General features: G+C 67.4%; 18 protein-coding genes. 3 read left to right on the top strand and 15 right to left on the bottom strand.

All coding sequences use genetic code 11. The features are described from left to right. Positions 1 to 76: 76 nt before the first annotated feature. The 6 genes from ACEN8G_RS03645 to ACEN8G_RS03620 all read right to left on the bottom strand — a co-directional run bounded on the left by ACEN8G_RS03645 (position 77) and on the right by ACEN8G_RS03620 (position 6,608). Positions 77 to 430 carry a hypothetical protein gene (locus ACEN8G_RS03645; protein ID WP_413419289.1) on the bottom strand — a complete coding sequence of 118 codons (354 nt, stop codon included), beginning with the start codon at positions 428 to 430 and terminating at the stop codon, positions 77 to 79. A gap of 70 nt (positions 431 to 500) precedes the next feature. After that, the gene (locus tag ACEN8G_RS03640; RefSeq protein WP_413419291.1) at positions 501 to 1,313 is read right to left on the bottom strand and encodes a transglutaminase family protein; all 813 of its coding nucleotides are present in this window, start codon (positions 1,311 to 1,313) and stop codon (positions 501 to 503) included. Positions 1,314 to 1,321: 8 nt separating this feature from the next. Beyond that, the gene (locus ACEN8G_RS03635; RefSeq protein ID WP_413419293.1) at positions 1,322 to 2,257 is read right to left on the bottom strand and encodes an alpha-E domain-containing protein; all 936 of its coding nucleotides are present in this window, start codon (positions 2,255 to 2,257) and stop codon (positions 1,322 to 1,324) included. Between the two features lie 177 nt (positions 2,258 to 2,434). Further along, positions 2,435 to 3,871 (bottom strand): circularly permuted type 2 ATP-grasp protein, encoded by a 1,437-nt coding sequence (locus ACEN8G_RS03630; protein ID WP_413414859.1) that lies wholly within the window; start codon positions 3,869 to 3,871, stop codon positions 2,435 to 2,437. 83 nt (positions 3,872 to 3,954) lie between these two features. Beyond that, complete coding sequence (locus ACEN8G_RS03625; protein ID WP_413414857.1) at positions 3,955 to 4,569, bottom strand: redoxin domain-containing protein; 615 nt, start codon at positions 4,567 to 4,569, stop codon at positions 3,955 to 3,957. A 14-nt stretch (positions 4,570 to 4,583) separates the two neighbouring features. After that, complete coding sequence (locus ACEN8G_RS03620; RefSeq protein WP_413414856.1) at positions 4,584 to 6,608, bottom strand: protein-disulfide reductase DsbD family protein; 2,025 nt, start codon at positions 6,606 to 6,608, stop codon at positions 4,584 to 4,586. A gap of 78 nt (positions 6,609 to 6,686) precedes the next feature. Here ACEN8G_RS03620 and ACEN8G_RS03615 point away from each other — a divergent pair, with 78 nt between their 5' ends. Continuing rightward, positions 6,687 to 8,342, top strand: a complete 1,656-nt coding sequence (locus ACEN8G_RS03615; RefSeq protein ID WP_413414855.1) for an alkaline phosphatase family protein — start codon at positions 6,687 to 6,689, stop codon at positions 8,340 to 8,342. A gap of 45 nt (positions 8,343 to 8,387) precedes the next feature. On the opposite strand, the gene ACEN8G_RS03610 is transcribed toward ACEN8G_RS03615, so the two are convergent. From ACEN8G_RS03610 to ACEN8G_RS03585, 6 genes are all read right to left on the bottom strand, one after another. Continuing rightward, on the bottom strand, positions 8,388 to 9,326 hold the full coding sequence (locus ACEN8G_RS03610; protein ID WP_413414854.1) for a right-handed parallel beta-helix repeat-containing protein: 939 nt from the start codon (positions 9,324 to 9,326) through the stop codon (positions 8,388 to 8,390). A gap of 149 nt (positions 9,327 to 9,475) precedes the next feature. Further along, on the bottom strand, positions 9,476 to 10,351 hold the full coding sequence (gene mmsB, locus ACEN8G_RS03605; RefSeq protein ID WP_413414853.1) for a 3-hydroxyisobutyrate dehydrogenase: 876 nt from the start codon (positions 10,349 to 10,351) through the stop codon (positions 9,476 to 9,478). Positions 10,352 to 10,473: 122 nt separating this feature from the next. After that, positions 10,474 to 11,247 carry an enoyl-CoA hydratase gene (locus ACEN8G_RS03600; RefSeq protein ID WP_413414852.1) on the bottom strand — a complete coding sequence of 258 codons (774 nt, stop codon included), beginning with the start codon at positions 11,245 to 11,247 and terminating at the stop codon, positions 10,474 to 10,476. Positions 11,248 to 11,257: 10 nt separating this feature from the next. Next, positions 11,258 to 12,301, bottom strand: a complete 1,044-nt coding sequence (locus ACEN8G_RS03595) for an enoyl-CoA hydratase/isomerase family protein (RefSeq protein ID WP_413414851.1) — start codon at positions 12,299 to 12,301, stop codon at positions 11,258 to 11,260. Beyond that, on the bottom strand, positions 12,298 to 13,440 hold the full coding sequence (locus tag ACEN8G_RS03590) for an acyl-CoA dehydrogenase family protein (RefSeq protein WP_413414850.1): 1,143 nt from the start codon (positions 13,438 to 13,440) through the stop codon (positions 12,298 to 12,300). The genes ACEN8G_RS03595 and ACEN8G_RS03590 overlap by 4 nt, the downstream gene beginning before the upstream one ends. After that, on the bottom strand, positions 13,437 to 14,423 hold the full coding sequence (locus ACEN8G_RS03585) for a polysaccharide deacetylase family protein (protein ID WP_413414849.1): 987 nt from the start codon (positions 14,421 to 14,423) through the stop codon (positions 13,437 to 13,439). Before ACEN8G_RS03585 ends, ACEN8G_RS03590 begins: the two co-directional genes overlap by 4 nt. 92 nt (positions 14,424 to 14,515) lie before the next feature. Between ACEN8G_RS03585 and ACEN8G_RS03580 the strand changes: the two genes are divergently transcribed. Next, entirely contained in the window at positions 14,516 to 15,550 is a 1,035-nt protein-coding gene (locus ACEN8G_RS03580) for a helix-turn-helix domain-containing protein (RefSeq protein ID WP_413414848.1), read from the top strand. Between the two features lie 93 nt (positions 15,551 to 15,643). Further along, the gene (locus ACEN8G_RS03575) at positions 15,644 to 16,513 is read left to right on the top strand and encodes a sterol desaturase family protein (protein WP_413414847.1); all 870 of its coding nucleotides are present in this window, start codon (positions 15,644 to 15,646) and stop codon (positions 16,511 to 16,513) included. On the opposite strand, the gene ACEN8G_RS03570 is transcribed toward ACEN8G_RS03575, so the two are convergent. The 3 genes from ACEN8G_RS03570 to ACEN8G_RS03560 all read right to left on the bottom strand — a co-directional run bounded on the left by ACEN8G_RS03570 (position 16,416) and on the right by ACEN8G_RS03560 (position 19,483). Beyond that, complete coding sequence (locus tag ACEN8G_RS03570) at positions 16,416 to 17,255, bottom strand: hypothetical protein (RefSeq protein WP_413414846.1); 840 nt, start codon at positions 17,253 to 17,255, stop codon at positions 16,416 to 16,418. The two genes, ACEN8G_RS03575 and ACEN8G_RS03570, sit on opposite strands and share 98 nt — an antisense overlap. A gap of 5 nt (positions 17,256 to 17,260) precedes the next feature. Further along, positions 17,261 to 18,757 carry a CoA-acylating methylmalonate-semialdehyde dehydrogenase gene (locus ACEN8G_RS03565; protein ID WP_413414845.1) on the bottom strand — a complete coding sequence of 499 codons (1,497 nt, stop codon included), beginning with the start codon at positions 18,755 to 18,757 and terminating at the stop codon, positions 17,261 to 17,263. A gap of 105 nt (positions 18,758 to 18,862) precedes the next feature. Next, positions 18,863 to 19,483: an ATP-binding cassette domain-containing protein gene (locus tag ACEN8G_RS03560; protein ID WP_413414844.1), complete on the bottom strand. Its 621-nt coding sequence runs from the start codon at positions 19,481 to 19,483 to the stop codon at positions 18,863 to 18,865. Positions 19,484 to 19,621 lie beyond the last annotated feature (138 nt).

Here is a 19,621-nt window from a genome sequence, read left to right as displayed (position 1 = left end):
CGGCCTTTCCTAACCCACCCCTAGCCCCTCCCTTGCAGGGAGGGGAACTACCCGCTTCGGCTACACGCCATTACCGTCACCATGAATCGCGGATGCAGTTGAAGATCTTCGCCGCGCCGCCGCCGTCGTAGGGGACGCCGAGCTTCTGCTGGCACTGGGTCCGCAGGCACGCGAGTTTGTCGGGATCGGCCTTCGCATAGCCCTGCAGCGCATCGATCATCCGCTTGTTCTCGGCGATCGCGCGGTCGTTTTCGGCGAACAGCTTTTCGGGATCGACCTGTTGGGCGTCAGCCGCCGCGACCGGAGGCGCCGGAGAGGTGGATTGGTGGACGGACGGATCGGCCTGCGCGCCCGCGGGAGCAGCGGGACGGCACGCGGCCATGACCATCAGGCAGGCCAGAGCGGCCGGACGCATGGAGAGGATCGGCACCCCACCCCCTGTTCGAGAAGTACCGGCACCAACCTGGGTTAGGCGGGATCGTTCCCCGGTGCTGCTCAGCTCACTCCTCGACGCCGAGCTGGTCGACATGGAGATCGACCGCCAGCTGCTCCTGGCCCTGGCCGATCCGCATCCCGCCGGTCGCCGCAGCGCCGCTGGCATCGAGGCCGATCGCGACGCGGACATAGGATTCGTTCGGGCTGAGGCCGGTCGAGGGATCGAAGCCGACCCAGCCCAGCCCCTCGACATGCGCCTCGGCCCAGGCATGCGGGGCCGAGCGCGCGGCCTCCTCGGCGCGGTAGCCCGAGACGTAGCGCGCCGGCACCGCGAGGCCGCGCGCGGCGGCGACGAACATCTGGGCGACGTCACGCGAGCTGACCTTGCGGCTGCCTTCGAACGCCTTGGCGGCGGTGCAGCCGGCATCGGGCAGGTCGGGCACGCAAGGGAAGCGCTGGTGGAGCGCGGCGTTGAGCGCGTGGAGCTGTTCCAACGGATCCCTGCCGGTGCCGAGGCTGTCGGCCGCGAAGGCGAACAGCGCGTCGCTCGATTTGGTGCGCGGGGTGGCGCGCAGATAATAGAGCGGCGGCAGCGGCTCCATCGACCCGCGAACCACGCCGCTGGACTCGCTGGTCAGCACTTCGCCGGTAACGGTGATGTCGAGCGCTTCGATCGGGCCCTCGGCGTAGAGCATGGTCACTGCATTGCCATAGCCGTCGCTCGCGTCGCGCAGCCGGGCGTCGCAATCGACGCCGACCAGCCAGCTCACCACCGTCTGGTCCTGGGTGTCGCAGGGGGTGAGGCGCAGCATCTGGACGATACGCGCCTGGGGCTCCGAGAATCGATAGGTCGTGCGGTGCTCGATCGCGATGCGCATGCCGGCTCCTAGATGAACCTGAACTGCCGGGCGATCGCGCCGTCGAGCAGGGCATTCTCGCCGACAAAGGCCTCGAGATGCTCGTGCAGGCCGGAGACGATCACGTCATGGGTCCGGGTCTTCTGCGCGCGGGCCATGCGGGCACGGGCCATGCGGTCCGCCTCGCCCTGCAGCCCGGTGCGCTTGGCAAGCGCGTTGAGCAGGGCGACGACTTCCTCGACACAGGCGGCAAGGCTGCGCGGCAGCTCGGCGCGGCTGATCAGGAGGTCGATGACGTTCGCCGGCTGGAGCCCGTCATTGTAGAGCCAGCGATAGGCGTTCACCGCGGAGACGGTCTGCAGGATCGTGTTCCACTGGTCGCGATCGACCACGCCGCCGACCTGTTCGCCCTCAGGGAGGAGCAGGTGGTACTTCACGTCGACCAGCCGCGCGGTGTTGTCCGCGCGCTCGATCGCGGCGCCGAGCTGGATCAGCAGGGTCGCCTCGTTGCGCATCATCCGGTGGATCGCGCCCTCGAAGCCGCGCGTCTCGCCCTTGACCTGCTCGAGCAGGTTGAGTGTCGCGGTGGCGCCGCCGGTGGTCTGGCGGTTCTGGAACAGCAGCCAGGCGCGGTTGATCGCGGTCCAGGCCTCGCGGGTGAGAGCGGTGCGCACGGCGCGGGCATTGTTGCGCGCCCGATCGAGGCAGCGGACGATCGAGCCGGGATGGCTGTCATCGAGGGTGAGGAAGCGGGCGACCCTGGCCTGGGTCAGCTCCTGGCCGGTGAGCGCAAAGGCCTCGTCGGTATAGGTGACGGCGAGCGCGCTCTGCCATGCGGCCTCGCCGGCCGGGCGGGTGGAGAGCGCATCGAGGCGGATCGTCGCCTCGACCAGCCGCGCGATGAAGTCGGCACGCTCGAGATAGCGGCCGAGCCAGTAGAGCGCGGCGGCGGTACGGGAGAGCATCAGCATGGGAAATCCTCCCTCGCGAAGCGGGGGAGGGGGACCACGACGCGCAGCGGCGTGGTGGAGGGGCCTCACCACGAGCGGGGCGCCAGTGGCCATGCCCCCTCCACCACCGGCTTCGCCGGCGGTCCCCCTCCCCCGCTCTGCGAGCGAGGGAGGAATGGGTGAGCGGCCTCCTCATGCCCCGTCGTCCAGCAGGACGAAGCTGTCCTTGGTGCCGCCGCCCTGGCTGGAGTTGACCACCAGCGAGCCTTCGCGCAGCGCGACGCGAGTGAGCCCGCCCGGCGCGACGCGGACGCCGTCGCTGCCGGTCAGCACGAAGGGGCGGAAGTCGACATGGCGCGGGGCGAGGCCCTGCTCGACCAGGGTCGGCACGGTGGAGAGCGCCAGCGTCGGCTGGGCGATGTAGCGGTGGGGCTCGGCGACCAGCGCGGCGCGGAACTCCTCGATCTGGGCCCTGGTCGCGGTGGGGCCGACGAGCATGCCGTAGCCGCCCGAGCCATCGACCAGCTTCACCACCAGCTCGGGCAGGCGATCGAGAACATATTTCAGCGCCTGCGGCTCGCGGCAGCGATAGGTCTCGACATTGGGCAGCTTGGCCTCGCCGCCCGAATAGAAGCGGACGATCTCGGGCATGTAGCTGTAGATCGCCTTGTCGTCGGCGATGCCGTTGCCCGGCGCGTTGAGGATCGCGACGTTGCCCGCGCGGTAGGCGGCCATGATACCGGGGACGCCGAGCATCGAATCGGGGCGGAAGACGAGCGGATCGAGGAAGTCGTCGTCGATCCGACGATAGATGACGTCGACCTTCACGCGGCCGGCGATCGTCTGCATCCAGACGACATCGTCATCGACGACCAGGTCCGCCGCCTCGACCAGCTCGACGCCCATCGAGTCCGCGAGGAACGAATGCTCGTAATAAGCCGAGTTGAAATGGCCGGGGGTGAGCACGACGCAGACCGGCTTGGGATTGTTGCCGGGGGCGACCGACTGCATCGTCTTGAGCAGCATGTCCGGATAGCTATCCACCGGCGCCACGCGGAAATCGCGAAACAGCTCGGGGCAGAGCCGGATCATCGCTTCGCGATTCTCCAGCATGTAGGACACGCCGGAGGGGGTGCGGGCATTGTCTTCCAGCACGAAGAACTCGTCCGGGCCGGTGCGGACCAGGTCGATCCCGCAGATATGCGCCCAGACGCCGTGCGGCGGGCGGACGCCGTCGACTTCGGCGCGGAACTGCTCGTTCAGGTAGATCAGCTCGGGCGGGATGATCCCTTCTTTGAGGATCCGCCGCTCGCCGTAGATGTCCTCGAGAAAGGCGTTGATCGCCTCGACCCGCTGGACCAGCCCTTCCGAGAGCCGCTGCCATTCGCCGGCGAGGAACACGCGGGGGACGATGTCGAACGGGATGATCCGCTCCGCCGCCTCGGTATCGCCATAGACCGCGAAGGTGATGCCCAGCTGGCGGAACGCGGCCTCGGCGGATTGCTGGCGGCGCTGGAGCTCGGCGGCATCGGTCTCGGCCAGCCACTGCGACAGCGCAGCGAATTCGGCGCGCGGGCGCTCAGGCCCGCCATGCCCCCAGATTTCGTCGAACGCTCCCGGTGCCCCCATGCGCCTCCCAAATGCCGATATTATCGACGGGTTCCATGCTGCATCGCTTTGCTGCGTTGCACAAGGGGGCAGTAGCTATGACGTCAGGTCGCGTATTTGACGCTGCAGCCATAGGGGCGCGTCTCGGGCACCGAAACCGGCTTGCCCGCGCGGATCTCGGCCAGGGCGGCGAGGACGTGGTTGCGGGCGCCGGCGATGTCCGCGACGTCGGCGGTCGGCTTGTCGTCGATCCCGCCCTTGTAGGCGAGCTGGCCCTTGCCATCGATGATGTACAGGTGCGGCGTGGTCTTGGCGCCATAACCCTTGCCGACCAGCCCCTTGGGATCGAGCAGATAGGCGGTGGGCTTGGCCTTGGCGCCCGCCACGAACTTCTGTGCCTCGGGCCCGGTCATATGGCCCTGCTGGCCCGGCGCGCCCGAGTTGATCGTCAGCCAGACCACGCCCTGCGCGGTCGCCGCGGCCTGGGTCTTCTGCATGTTGCCGCTGCCATAATGCTTCTTCACGAAGGGGCAGCCGGGGTTGTTCCATTCGAGCACCACGGTCTTGCCGCGATAGGCGGAGAGATCGACGACCTTGCCGGTCATGTCGAGGGCGCGGAAATTGGGGACGGTGGCGGCGACCTCGGGCTCGGCCATCAGCGGCGCGGCCGCGATACCCGCCGCGACGACCGCGGCACCGACCAGCATGCGATGAATCATCTTCGCTCTCCTCTTCAGCCCCCGCTTGCGAGGTCGCGCAGCATGTCCTGCGTGAGGATCTGGGGCAGGACTCGCGGCTCGGCCTCGCCCGGCTTGTACCACAGATAGAGCGGAACGCCTGCGCGATTGTGCCGCTCGATGAAGCGGCCGAGCGCGGGGTCGCCACTGGTCCAGTCGCCGACCAGCACCGTGACCTTGTTGTCGGCCAGCGCCTTCTCGACCGCGGCGGTCTCGATCACCGCCTTCTCGTTGACCTTGCAGGTGAGGCACCAGTCGGCGGTGAAATAGGCGAAGACCGGCTTGCCCTGCGCGGTCAGCTCGGCAAGCCGTGCCTCGCTGAACTTCTCGCCGCCGGACACCGCCTTGCTCTCCGGCGGGGCTGCCTGGACGAAGGCGATCGCGCTGATAGCGATCAGCAACAGCGCCCCTGCGGGCGCCCAGGCGAGCGCCTTGCCCTTGCGCTGGCGCAGGCCCGTCCACCACAGGCCGAGCGTTGCGAGCAGCGCCGCGGCCAGCCCGATCGTCATGCCCGGTACCCCTGCCTGCTGCCCCAGCACCCAGGCGAGCGCGAGCGCCGTCAGGAACATCGGCACCGACAGGATATGGCGCAGCGTCTCCATCCAGGCACCGGGCTTGGGCAACAACCGGCGGAGTGCAGGAATGAAGCCGAGCAGCAGGAAGGGCAATGCGATGCCGAGGCCGAGTCCGCCGAACACGGCGAGCGCCGCGGGCCACGGAAGGACCAGTGCTACGCCGAGTGCGCTCGCCATGAACGGACCCGCGCAGGGCGTGGCGATGAATGCCGCCAGGGCACCGGTTGCAAAGGCACCGCCGGTGCCGCGCGCCGCCGCGCGGTTGACGAAGCCGGGCGCGGACAGCTCAAACAGTCCGGCAAGGTTGAACGAGATGCCGGTGACCAGCAGCAGAAGCAGAAAGATCACGCGTGGGTCCTGCAGCTGGAAGGCCCAGCCCAGCACCGCGCCGCCTGCGCGCAACCCCAGCAGCACACCTCCCAGCGCCAGACAGACCGTGATGACGCCCGCGGTATAGGCCAGCGCCTCGGCACGCGGGCTGCCGCCCTCGGCATTGGCCTTGGCGAGGCTCAGCGCCTTGAGGCTGAGGATCGGGAAGACGCAGGGCATGATGTTGAGGATCAGCCCGCCCAGCACCGCGCCGAGAAAGGCCAGGACCGCGCCGCTCCACGGCAGCTGCGCCGCCGGTGCGGCACCGGCAGCGGCGGGCACCGTGCCCGGCACCGCGCGCACCCAGAAGCCCTGCTTGCCGAACGCCAGCAGCCCCTCGATCGGCCCGACCGACTTCACGCCCGCGGTATCGACCACCACCCGGTCACCGTCGCGCACCACCTTCTGGGGGGCGGCATAATCGAACGCACCGTGGGTGGCCGGGAAGAAATAGCCCTCGCCTTCCGCCTTGGCGGCAGCGGGGAACGGCACGGCGAGGCGCAGCGCCTTGCCCGTAACCTGATAGGTGCCTTCCGAACCGAGCGGCTTGGGCAGCGCCGCGCGCCAGGCATCGAAGCGGGCGCGGCGATCGGGCGCGACGCTGCCGTCCCCGATCTGGAGCACAGTCGAAAGGTCCGCCTTGCCTGGCACGCAGATCGCGTCGGTGCAGACGAGATAGCTGAGCTTCAGCCGGATCGGGAACGCACCCTTTGCATCGGCAGGGACCTTGAGCGTCACCAGCGGCGCGAAGGGGCCCTCGTAAACATAGTTCATCAGCCCGGCGATCATCAGCCGCTGGGGCACCGGATAGCGGAAGTCGCCAGCGCTGGCGCCCTGGGGCAGCGTCCATTCGGCGCGCGCCGGCAGGCCAGCATCGCCCGGATTGAGCCAATAGGCGTGCCAGCCCTTCTCGGGCACCGAGTCGAGCGCGAGCGTGACCTCGCTGCCCGGCGCGGGGCGGTCGCTCTCCGCCACCAGATCGATTCGAACATGCTGTTCGCCGGGCGCCTGCGCCATCGCCACGCCGGCAAACAACCAGAACATCAACGCCATCAATCCGAAACGAACCGTCGCCATGGAGCGTCCTTGCCGTGGAAGAGCTGTTGGCCCAATAGCAGCCCGGCAGGATTTGCACACGCCGGAGGTGGCCAAAGCATGAAGTCGTTCCGTCCGCTCGCGGCAGCCGTCGCGTTGCTCGCCGCTGCCCCGCTCGCCGCGCAGGAGACCCCGCCGGCGCAGATCGTCCCCTCCGAGGCGCCGCGCGCCGCGCCGTCGCTGGTGGTGGTGGTCTCGGTCGACCAGTTCTCGGCCGACCTGTTCGCGGAATATCGCGCCCAGTTCAGCGCGGGCTTCGCGCGACTGATGACCGGCGCGGTCTTTCCCTCGGGCTATCAGAGCCATGCCGCGACCGAGACCTGCCCGGGCCACTCGACGATCCTGACCGGCGACCATCCGGCCAAGACCGGCATCATCGCCAATGACTGGACCGATTTCAGCGCCCCGCGCGAAGACAAGACCGTCTATTGCGCCGAGGACGAGAGCGTGCCCGGCAGCAATTCGAACAGCTACACCGTCTCGGACAAGCATCTGAAGGTGCCGACGCTGGGCGAGTGGATGAAGCTCGCCGATCCGCAGAGCCGCGTCGTCTCGGTGGCGGGCAAGGACCGCGCCGCGGTGATGATGGGCGGGCACAAGACCGACGAGATCTGGTGGTGGAACGGCAAGGCGTTCGTCTCCTATGCCGGCCGCGCCGAGCCGGCGATGGTCACGCGGATGAACGCGAACGTGGCCAAGCGCATCGGCGAGGCGCAGGAGCCGCTCGAGCTGCCGCCCTTCTGCCAGGCGCGCAGCCGCGCCTTCCAACTCAACCCCAGCCGCAGCGTGGGCGCCGGCCGCTTCGCGCGCGCGGCGGGCAACAGCATCGCCTTCCGGGCCTCGCCCGAGTTCGACGAGGCGATCGTGGCGACCGCCGCCGGCCTCGCCACCGACATGAAGCTCGGCCAGTCGGGCCATACCGACCTGCTGATCGTCGGCGCCTCGGCCACCGACTATGTCGGCCATACGCTGGGCACCGAGGGCAGCGAGATGTGCCTGCAGCTGCTCTCGCTCGACCAGACGCTGGGCAAGCTGTTCGCGGTGCTCGACAAGACCGGCATCGACTATGCCGTGGTGCTGACCGCCGACCATGGCGGCCATGACATGCCGGAGCGCAACCGCGAGCATGCCGCGCCGATGGCGGCGCGCATCGCCAAGGGGCTCGACGCCAAGACGATGGGCAAGGAGATCGGCGCGGCGCTGAACATCAAGGGCGCGGTGCTGGTCGGCGGCAATTCGGGCGACGTCTATCTGGCGCCCGACCTGAGCAAGGCGGACCGCGTCCGCGTGCAGGCCGAGGCGATCAAGCGCTGGACCGCCAATCCGCAGGTCGAGGCGGTGTTCACCCGCGCCCAGATCGCAGCGACGCCGATCGTCCATACCCCGCCCGAGACCTGGAGCCTGCTCGAGCGCGCCCGCGCCTCGTACGATCCGCAGCGCTCGGGCGACCTGGTGATCGCGCTCAAGCCGCGCGTGACGCCGATCGCCGGCACCGAGGGCGGCTCGATCGCCACCCATGGCAGCTTCTGGGACTATGACCGCCGCGTGCCGATCCTGTTCTGGCGCAAGGGCATGACCGGCTTCGAGCAGCCGCTGTCGGTGGAGACGGTGGACATCGCGCCGACGCTGGCGGCGATGATCCATGTGCCGGTGCCGGTGGCGATCGACGGGCGCTGCCTGGACCTGGATGCCGGCCAGGGCGACACCTGCAAGTGATCTAACTTAAGCCCCCTCCCCTGAAGGGGAGGGGCTTTGAAAAAGTTACCGCCGCCGTTCGAAGATGCGGATGCCGGGGCCGAGGTCGTTCTGGCCGAGCGGTCCCACCTGGCCGGTGAAGTCCGCGACGAAGGCCGGGCTCGGCGGGGCGCCGGGGGCCAGGGTGGCGGTGTTGCCTTCGATGCGCAGGCCGGTCGACGGATAGGTCCGGCCCTCCGCGGCGACCACGATCAGGCCCGAGCTGTTTTCCTTGCGCGGCCCCTGGACAAAGGTGTTGCCGGTGATCGAACCGGTGCCGCCCTCGGACAGGTCGATCATGTAGTTGGTCTTGTTGCCCTTCGAATCGTCGAAGCTGTTGCCGGTGATCGTCACCCGGCGCGCGCGCAGCTTGACGTAATGGCCGCCGGTGCCGCGCTCGAAGCGCGAATTGGTGACGATCACGTCGCCGTCCACCGCGAGATAGATGGCATGGCTGCAATTCTCGGTCTCGCACTGGCCGAGCCCGGCGAAGGTGGTGTGATCGATGGTGATGCGGCGCACCGTCTCGTGGCCGCCGCCGAGAATGCCTTCCTGGCTGTCGAGGAACATCGAGTTGGTGACGGTGAGATCGCCCATCTCGATGCGGATGCCGGCGCCGTTGCCGTCGGGCACCGAGAAGCCGCGAAAGACCACGCCGTCCACCGCCGAGCCCCGGCCGCGCAGGACGAAGGCGGCCTTTTCCTCGCAGACCTGCTTCTCGAAGATCGCGGTGCCGGGCTGGACTGCCTTGAAGGTGATCTTGCCGCCGGTCTGCACCGTGCATTCGCGGTAGGTGCCCGGCGCGATCAGGATCGTCGCGGTGCCGTCGCGGACCGCGCTCACGGCATCGTCGAGATGCGCGAAGCCCTGGCCGGTCTCGGCGATGACGAAGGGGGCTGCTCGCTGCTGCTGGGCGATAGCAGGCGCGGCGATCAGGGCGAGAGCCGAGAGGATGGGCAGGCGCATGCGGGGAGTATGCGCACGGAGGCGTTAAATCTCCCCTTACCGCCGTCTCGGAGCTCCCCCTACCGTCATCCCGGCGAAAGCCGGGATCTCAGGCGATGGCGCGGGGAAGGAGCCGCATGAGATCCCGGCTTTCGCCGGGATGACGGCTACTATTTGAACGTCTTGATGATCCCCGAGAAATCGAGTCCCGCGCCCTCGCCATCGACGAACGCCTGGTAGAGTTCCTCCGCCCGCGTCCCCATCGGCACGTTCGCGCCGACGCTGGCGGCGGCTTCAAGCGCGAGCTTGAGGTCCTTGAGCATCAGCGGCGCGGCGAAGCCACCCTGATAGTCGCGGTCGGCGGGGCTTTCGGGGCCGACGCCGGGGACCGGGCAATAGCTCGTCATCGACCAGCTCTGGCCCGAGCTGACCGAGGCAATGTCGTAGAAGCGCTGGGCGTCGAGCCCGAGCTTCTCGGCCAGCGCGAAGGCCTCGCAGGTGGCGACCATCGTCGCGCCGAGGATCATGTTGTTGCAGATCTTGGCCCCCTGCCCCGCGCCGCTGCCGCCGGCATGGATCACCGCCTTGCCCATGTCCGCCAGGAACGGCTCGGCGCGGCCGAACGCCTGCTCGGTGCCGCCGACCATGAAAGTGAGCGTGCCGGCATTGGCCGCGGCGATGCCGCCCGAGACGGGTGCGTCGACCGCCATCAGCCCGCGCTCGGTCGCCGCCTGGGCGACGCGGCGGGCGGTGTCGACGTCGATCGTCGAGCAATCGATCAGGATCGCGCCGGGCGCGGCGTGGTCGAGCAGCACGTCGGTGTAGGTGGCCTCCACGTGCCGGCCGGCGGGCAGCATCGTGATCACCGCCTCTGCGCCGTCCACTGCTTCCACCGCGCTGGCGGCGGGCAGGCAGCCGGCGGCCCTGGCCTTGTCGAGCGCGTCCTGGCTCAGGTCGAAGGCGCGGACGTCATGCCCCTTCTTCGCAAGGTTCGCGGCCATGCCGCCGCCCATATTGCCCAGGCCGATAAATGCTACGCGTGCCATTTCACTTCTCTCCAATTCCCCTCCCGCTTGCGGGAGGGGTTAGGGGAGGGCCTTTACCCTTCCCCGGAATTTACAGCCCCTCCCCCGCCCCCTCCCGCAAGCGGAAGGGGAGAAGAAGACGGTTACTTCCCCGTCCAGTTCCCCGGGCGCTTCTCGACGAAGGCGGTCATGCCTTCCTTCTGGTCGGCGGTGCCGAACAGCGCGTGGAACAGCCGGCGCTCGAAGGCGACGCCCTGGGCCAGGCTGGTCTCGAAGGCGGCGTTGACCATCTCCTTGTTCGCCAGCACCGCGAGCGGCGCCATCGACGCGATCGCCTGCGCGGTCTTCACCGCTTCCTCGACCAGATCGGCCGCGGGCAGGATGCGGCTGACCAGCCCGGCGCGCTCGGCTTCCGCTGCGTCCATCATCCGGCCGGTGAGGCACATCTCCATCGCCTTGGCCTTGCCGACCGCGCGGGTGAGGCGCTGCGAGCCGCCCATGCCGGGCGAGACCGCAAGCTTGATCTCGGGCTGGCCGAACTTGGCGTTGTCGCCCGCCAGGATGAAATCGCACATCATCGCCAGCTCGCAGCCGCCGCCCAGCGCATAGCCCGAGACCGCGGCAATGATCGGCTTGCGGGTGCGGGTGAACACGTCCCAGCCGGCGAAGAAGTCATGGCCGTACATGTCGGCAAAGCCCTGGGCCTGCATCTCCTTGATGTCGGCGCCGGCGGCAAAGGCCTTCTCGCTGCCGGTGATCACCGCGCAGCCCTGCGACGGGTCGGCGTCGAACGCCTTCATCGCGTCGAGCAGTTCGGAGAGGATCTGGCTGTTCAGCGCATTGAGCGCCTGGGGCCGGTTCAGCGTGACCAAAGTGGCGGCGCCGCGCTGTTCGACGAGGATGGTTTCGTAGCTCATCTGGGTCCTTTCAGGCCGGGGTCCACGCCTCGCCCGCAGGCAAGGGGGCAAAAATCTGGTCGATGCTCTCGTCGCTGACGCCCTCGAGCGTAGCGGGGTTCCATTGCGGCGCGTTGTCCTTGTCGACGATCAGCGCGCGGACGCCCTCGATGAAGTCATGGCTCTGCGCGACGCGGCTGCCGATGGCGAATTCCTGCGCCATCTCGTTCGAGAAGTCCGTCTCGGTCCGCCCTTCGCGAACGAGGCGGAGCGAGATCTTCATCGACTGAGGCGACTTGGCGCGCAACGTCGCGAGCTGGGCAGCGGCCCATTCGCCCGGATCAGCGGCAAGCGCGGCGAAGATGTCCTCGACCGTGTCGCCAGCGAAGAGGCGATCGATCTCGTCGAGCCACGGCGTGATCCTGGACTCGGGAGGATCGGTGCCGAGATCGTTGAGGATCACGCCCACCCTGGAGGGATCGGCCGCGATCTGCCGCTTCGCCTCGTCGAGCGCGGACGACTGCAGATAATCATCGGCAAGCTGGAGCGCCCAACATTCCGCGCCGTCCAGCCGGTGCCCGGTCAGCGCCAGATACTCGCCAAGCTTCCCAGGCAGCCGGGAGAGGTACCAGCCGCCGCCGACATCGGGGAACAGGCCGATGCCCGTCTCGGGCATGGCGAAGCGCGTATTCTCTGTCGCTACCCGGATCTTCGCCGGCTGCGAGATACCGACCCCGCCGCCCATGGTGATGCCGTCCATGAAGGACACCACCGGCTTCTCGTAAGTGAACAGCGCGTGGTTGAGCTGATATTCGACCCGGAAGAAATCCCGCGCTTCGCGGCCGTCGCCTGCGCCGCTCTCGGCGATCATGCGGATGTCGCCACCGGCGCAGAATCCGCGTCCCTCAGCATGGTCGATCAGCACGATCTCGACTTCGGGGTCGTCCCGCCACGCCGTCAGCGCGTCGAGCATCGCGCGACACATGCCGGTGTTGAGCGCGTGGATCGCCTTGGGCCGGTTGAGCCGGATGCGCCCGGCCTTGCCTTCGATGAAGAGGAGGACTTCGTCGGTCACTGGCGGGTGAGCTCCCGGCCGACGATCATCCGCATCACCTGGTTGGTGCCTTCGAGGATCGAGTGGACGCGCAGGTCGCGCCAGAAGCGCTCGATCGGATAGTCCATCAGATAGCCATAGCCGCCATGCAGCTGGAGCGCGCGATCGACCACCGAGCTGCCGGTGTCGGTGGCGAAGCGCTTGGCCATCGCCGCGAACTTGGTCTTGTCCGGCGCGCCGGCAGTCACCTTTGCGGCGGCGAGATAGAGGAGCGCGCGGGCGGCCTCGAGCTCGGTCGCCATGTCGGCCAAGACGAACTGGGTGTTCTGGAAGTCCGCGATCGGCTTGCCGAACTGCTGGCGATCCTTGGTGTATTTCACTGCCTCGTCGAGGCAGCGCTGGGCGCCGCCCAATGAGCAGGCGCCGATGTTGAGGCGGCCGCCGTCGAGGCCCATCATCGCGAAACGGAAGCCCGCGCCCTCGTCGCCGACGCGGTTCGACACCGGCACGCGGACATCCTCGAACGTCACCTGGCGGGTGGGCTGCGAATGCCAGCCGAGCTTGCGCTCATTGGCGCCGAACGAGACGCCCGGCATGTCCTTGTCGATCACGAGGCACGAAATGCCCTTGGGGCCTTCTTCGCCGGTGCGGACCATCGTCACATAGACTTCGTTCTCGCCGGCGCCCGAGATAAACTGCTTCGAGCCGTTGACGACATAATGGTCGCCGTCGCGCACCGCGCGCGTCTTGAGCGCGGCGGCGTCCGAGCCAGAGCTCGGCTCGGTGAGGCAGTAGGAAGCGATCCGCTCCATCGTGATCAGCGAGGGCAGATACCTGGCCTTCAGCTCGGCACTGGCGAAGGTGTCGATCATCCAGCTCGCCATGTTGTGGATCGAGATGAACGCGCTGGTCGACGGGCAGCCATAGGCCATCGCCTCCATGATCAGCGCCGCCTCAAGCCGGCCGAGGCCGATGCCGCCGCTCTCTTCCGAGACATAGATCGACGCGAAGCCGAGCTCGGCAGCCGCCTTGATCGTGTCGCGCGGGAAGATGTGCTTCTCGTCCCATTCGGCCGCATGCGGGGTGATCGCATCCGCAGTGAATTTCCGCGCCATCTCCTGGATGGCGAGCTGGTCGTCGGTGAGTTCGAACTGGGTCATGGCTTCTTTTCTTCGTGAAGGACGCGCTCTGCGAAGAGGGCGTTGGCGATCTTGACGTCGTTGCGCTCGTACCAGCGCGGCTTGGGGAGCTTTTTCTCCCAGGCGATCTGCTCGATCAGCGTGCCCGCGGTCCAGGCGACATCGGGTTTTTCGAGATGGATGGGATCGGCATAGGCTTCGTCGGCGCCGATGATCGTCCAGCCGTGCTTGCGCAGCGCATCGATCAGGTCGCCGAGGAACAGCCCGGCCATGTCGGTCTCGTGCAGCAGCAGCACATGCGCGGGCGAGCGGCCGAGCGCGCGGCGGGCGAGGTCGTCGCCGAAATCGGCGGACTGGACATGCGTCTCGACATAGAGGTCGCGCAGCGCGTCCATGTCGATGGCCTTGCCGGCCTTCTTCGCGGCGATCGCCTGGCCTTCCATGTTCCAGTCGGACCCGTCGATCGTCGCATAGCCGTTCATCAGCCCGCGCGCGGCGAGCCCGGCGCGGACGGCGTCGCGCTTGACCTTGTCCGGCCCGCCCTCGTCGAGGAAGGGGAAGCGGAACCAGGGGCGATAGGCCTTGCCCTGCGTCTTCAGATAGGCGGCGGCACGGTCGATATCGGCGAGATAATAGTCGGCCGAGACCTTGGTCAGCTTGGGGTGGCTGTCGGTATGGTTGGCGAGCACGCCGCCGGCCGCGACATAGGCGGCGATGCGCTTCGGCGCGTCGATCCCCGAGCCGGAATGGACTATGCGGACCGGGTTCAGGAAGAAGGCCGGTTGCGGCACCTTGCGCGAACGGAAGATTTCGACCAGCCGGGCGGTGCGCTCGTCGGGCGTCAGGAAGGCGCCGGCGCCGCGCGGCACATCGTCGAAGCTGAGCGCGATCCGCTTCTCCGCCACCGGCTGGGGTGCCGCGATGACGTTGATCGTGCGCTGGCCGGGCACGACGAATGCCAGCGCGACGGCGTAGATCAATGTCTTCAGGACCCACCGCAACACGATCACGCCCCTGCCCCCATGCCCGTTCCTGCCGGGCGGGAGAATAGACGCTGGCCGGCAGCGGCGCCATAAGGCAGCGCATGGAGCGGCTGTTGCTTTTCGATACGGCGATGCGGCTGATGGGGGTCGGCCAGCTGCTGCTGATGGCGGCGGTGATCGGGCGCAGCGCCGCGCCGGCGCGCATCCGCTGGGCGACGATCGCGCTGCTGGTTTGCGTGGCCGCCTATCTCGCCATCGTCTCCCCGGCACTGCACCTGTGGCGCTCGCTGGCCTGGCCGGTGATCCAGCTCTTCTCGCTCAACGCGCCGCTGGCATTGTGGGTGTTCGCCCACCTGATCTTCGAGCGGCCGGTGGACAAAAGGCTGTTCGGCCTCGCCTTCGCCGTGACGCTGGTCGACTGGCTGCTGTTCGCCCGCGCACTCTATGTGACGTACGAGATGCCGGTGGCGGCCGGCGCGGTGCAGCACGGCATCGCCTTCCTGCTCGCCGCGCATGCGATCGCCATCGCGATCGCCAACAGGGGTGACGATCTGAGCGAGAAGCGCCGCATGTTCCGGCTGGGCTTCGTGATCGTGGTGGGCGTGCAGACGCTTGGTATTGTCGTCGTGGAAAGCCTCTACGACCTGTTGCGCACCGACATCTGGTTGATGCTGCTCCAGTCGAGCACCGCGCTGATCGCGATCCTGGCGTTCGGCGTGGCGATGCTCTCTGCCAATGCCGAGCTGCTGTTCGATGCCGACGCCCCCAAGCCCGAGCGCGCGCCGCTCTCGCCTGCCGAGCATGTGCTCAAGCAGAAGCTCGACGCCGCGATGGCCGCTCATGTCTACCGCGAGAGCGGGCTGACCATCGGCGTGCTGGCCGAGAAGCTGGGGGTGCCCGAGCATCGCCTCCGCGCGCTGATCAACCAGCGGCTGGGCTATCGCAACTTCTCGGACTTCCTCAATTCGCACCGGATCGGCGATGCCCGCGCCTGGCTGGGCGATCCGGCCCGCGTCGACCTGCCGGTGCTCACCCTCGCCATGGACCTGGGCTATGGCAGCCTGGCACCGTTCAACCGCGCCTTTCGCGACGCCACCGGCACCAGCCCCAGCGAATATCGCCGCGCCGCCATTCTCGAAAAAAGCTGATCGATTCCGGAAATGCGCGACATTTTCCGGGCGCGGCGGGACCGGGCCGGAGGCGCCCGATAGCACGCCGCCATCCGCTTTCGAGGATGGCACATGCATTGGATGATCCCGCTCGCCGCACACGGCGTGCACAGCTTCACGGTCGAGCTTGTCCGCTATCTGGTCGCCGCCGGGGCGATGACCGGCATCCTCTGGGCGGGCGCCCGCTGGACCGCCGCGCGGCGCATCCAGAAGCGTGCGCCTACGAGGCGGGACCGCGTCCGCGAGTTCGGCAATTCGATGCTGTCCGTCACCATCTTCGCGCTGTGGAGCATTGCCACGCTGGCGATGAACCAGGCGGGGATCATTCACATCACCTTCGCCGCGCCGCTCTGGTGGCAGGCCGCGCTCGAGTTCGCCGGAATCGTGATCGCGCACGATGCCTATTTCTACTGGATGCACCGCGGGCTGCACACCAGGGCGATGTTCCGCCGTGCGCATCTGACCCATCACAAGTCGCGCACGCCGACGCCCTGGGCCGCCTATAGCTTCGCGCCGATCGAAGGCGTGCTGGAGGGCATGTTCCTGCCGATCTTCCTGCTCCTCGTGCCGATGCACGGGATCGTGCTGATCGCCTTCCTGCTCCACCAGATCGGGCGCAACGTGCTCGGCCATTCGGGGCACGAGCTGATGCCGCCGGGGTTCACGCGCTTCCCCCTCACCGCCTGGCTGACCACGGCGACGCATCATGACCTGCACCATAGCGGCGGCGGACATAATTTCGGGCTGTACTTCACCTGGTGGGATCGCTGGATGGGCACCGAGCACCCGCGCTACCACGAAAGCTTCGAGGCAGCTTCGGTGCCATGGTTCGGAGAAAAGGGCACTAGTGAAGCACTCGTTGCCCCTTCGGCTCCGTCAGCCAGAACGCAAGTTGCGGATCTGCGATCGCTCCCCGCAAAAGCGCCAGAGGCACAGGCATGAAACCGTCGTTCGGAGCACCAAACCGCCGATCGTCTTCACTCCAGCCAGCCGGAAAAAGAACGGAACCACGATCAGGGCGAGGATCCTCAAGAAAGAATGTTTCGAACCGATCATCCTCAAACCGTGCAAAGACGGCGCCGAAATGCTGAAAATCACTACCATTGCCGGGAGGAAGAGTGGCTTCCGCGCGGCTCAGAATTTTCCTGATCGGCTCCAATCGATTCTCCGATTCAAGCTTCCGCTTTAGGTCGGACAGCGAGTCCGTAACCAAGCAGTAGAATTGCTCGTCACAAGGAGAGAAGCCGACAAAGGCGGTCTTCATCTTATCAAACATCCCGGCCACGGCGTCGATATCGTTGCTCGGCTGTCCAACAATCCTGAGAGTTCTCCGATCGAAGGGAGCTACCTTAACGCCGAAAGCCGCCAATACTATCGCTGCGTCGGGACCTACACACATCTCAAAGGCGTCCGTTGATTTATCAACCACCCGTTTGGCTTCTCGAAACGATGCGCCAAACCTAGGGCTGCTAAACGAGCGTAAACCGTGCTGAAGCTTTTCCACATTCGCATGGGGGAAATTAATGAGTGCCGCTTCGGTCGACGCATCAACCAGAATCTTTATTCCAACTTCACGCGGCAAATCTTCCGGAGAAGACACCCCGAGTTCCTTGAGCTTTCTTTCGAGGATGGGACTGACTTTCGAACCGAAAATCATCGCAGCTTCGTAGACGTCTTTATCCATTCGAATCACCCCATCGTTGGGATTACGAACGCACTATCTCCTGAAGTACCGCCATCGGGCCAGCGCTGGGTGATCGTCTTCACCTTGGTCCAGAACTTCACGCCTTCCATGCCGTGCTGGTTGGTGTCGCCGAACGCCGAGCGCTTCCAGCCACCAAAGGTGTGATAGGCGACCGGCACCGGGATCGGCACGTTGATGCCGACCATGCCGACATTGACGCGCGCGGCGAACTCGCGCGCGGCATGGCCGTTGCGCGTGAAGATGGCGACGCCGTTGCCGTACTGGTGGTCGGAGGGGAGCTTGAGCGCGGTCTCGAAATCGGGCGCGCGGACGATCTGGAGGACCGGGCCGAAAATCTCTTCCTTGTAGCTCTGCATGTCCGGCGTGACGCGGTCGAACAAGCTCGGGCCGATGAAGAAGCCCTGCTCATGCCCCTGAAGCTGGAAGCCGCGGCCGTCGATCACCAGCTCGGCGCCTTCGTCGACGCCGGTCTGGATCCAGTTCTCGACGCGCTGCTTGTGCGCGGCATTCACGACCGGGCCGTAATGCGCCTCGGCATCGGTGGAGACGCCGACGCGCAGCGCCTCGATCGCCGGGATCAGCTTTTCGCGCAGGGCATCGGCGGTCTTGTCGCCGACGGGGACGACCACCGGCAGCGCCATGCAGCGCTCGCCGGCGCTACCGAAGGCCGCACCCGAAAGATCGGCGACGACCTGGTCGAGATCGGCGTCCGGCATGACGATGCCGTGGTTCTTGGCGCCGCCCATCGCCTGCACGCGCTTCCCGGCCTCGACGCCGCGGCGATAGACATAGTGCGCGATGTCGGACGAGCCGACGAAGCTGACTGCCGAGATCGCCGGGTGATCGAGGATCGCATCGACCATTTCCTTGTCGCCGTGGACGACCTGAAGGATGCCCTGCGGCGCGCCGGCCTCGAGCATCAGCTCGGCGAGGCGCACCGGGACCGAGGGATCGCGCTCGGACGGCTTGAGGATGAAGGCATTGCCGCAGGCGATGGCGACGCCGAACATCCACATCGGGATCATCGCCGGGAAGTTGAACGGCGTGATGCCCGCGCCGATGCCGAGCGGCTGGCGCATCGAATAGACGTCGATGCCCGGGCCGGCGCCCTGGGTATATTCGCCCTTGAGGACGTGCGGGATTCCGCAGGCGAACTCGATCACCTCGAGGCCGCGCTGGATGTCGCCCTTGGCGTCGGCGATCACCTTGCCGTGTTCGGAGCTGAGCAGGTGCGCCAGCTCGTCCATGTTCCTCTCGACCAGCGCCTTGAAGGCGAACATCACGCGGGCGCGGCGCTGCGGATTGGTCGTGGCCCAGCCGGGCTGGGCGGCCTGGGCGGCGGCGATCGCCTTGTCGAGATCGGCCTGGCTGCCGAGCTGGACCTGGGCCTGGACCTGGCCGGTGTTGGGGTTGAAGACGTCACCCGTGCGGGCACCCGCGCCGCCGTTGTGGCCGACGATGACATGGTCGATGTTACGCACCATATTTCTCCTGCTTCGGGCTCTGGCGGCCCGACTCACTGTGTAATTTAATTACGCACTGGCACAAGAAACGGTCGCTGTCACGCGCCGGTCGATAGGGCGTCTCTACTGGGTGGCGTAGCCGATCGGGACCGGAAGCAACCGGCCATTGGCGTCGCCGATCACCATCACCTCGACGCCGAATGCCTGGCGCAGCTTCCGGTGCTCCAGTGCGTCGCGGGCAGCCCCGAAGGCGAGCATGCGCCCCTGGCCAAGCAGCAGCACGTCATCGGCCAGCCGGGCGGCGAGGACCGGATCGGCGAGCGTGACCACCACGCCCATGCCCTGCCGCGCTGCATCGCGGAGCTGGGCGATCCGGGCGAATTGCGTGAGGGGATCGAGCGCGCTCAGCGGATCTTCGGCGAGCAGCCAGTGCGGCTTCGCGGCGATGGCACCGGCGAGATCGAGCGGCTTCCTGCCGAACAGGCCGCGGCGCCCTGCCCCCGGCTGCGCGATCGCTTTGGCACGCTCGGCCCCGGTGAACCGGCCGATCAGCCGGCCGCCCAGGCGCACCTGCCCGGCATCCGCATCGGCCTGGCCGGCCAGCGCGCGCAGCAGCAGCGCCTTGCCCGACCCGGCGGCTCCGAGAATCACGACGACCCTGCCCGGCTCGAGCACCGCATCGACACCCTCGACCACCCGGCGATCGCCATGGCCCAGGGCCAGATTGTCGATGCTGAACTTCATGGCGTCCGTCCTAGTAACCGGCAGATGACAGGCTGGTTACAGGCCGGCCCGCCACTTTCGCAAGAAATCGCCCGAAACCCGCGAAAAAATGCGCTTTGTCTCGGTACTGTAACGCTGGGCTAAGTGCGCATTTACCAA

The organism is Sphingomonas sp. Sphisp66 (assembly GCF_047324325.1).
GTDB lineage: Bacteria > Pseudomonadota > Alphaproteobacteria > Sphingomonadales > Sphingomonadaceae > Sphingomonas.
This window is presented reverse-complemented; position numbering and strand designations above follow the sequence as displayed.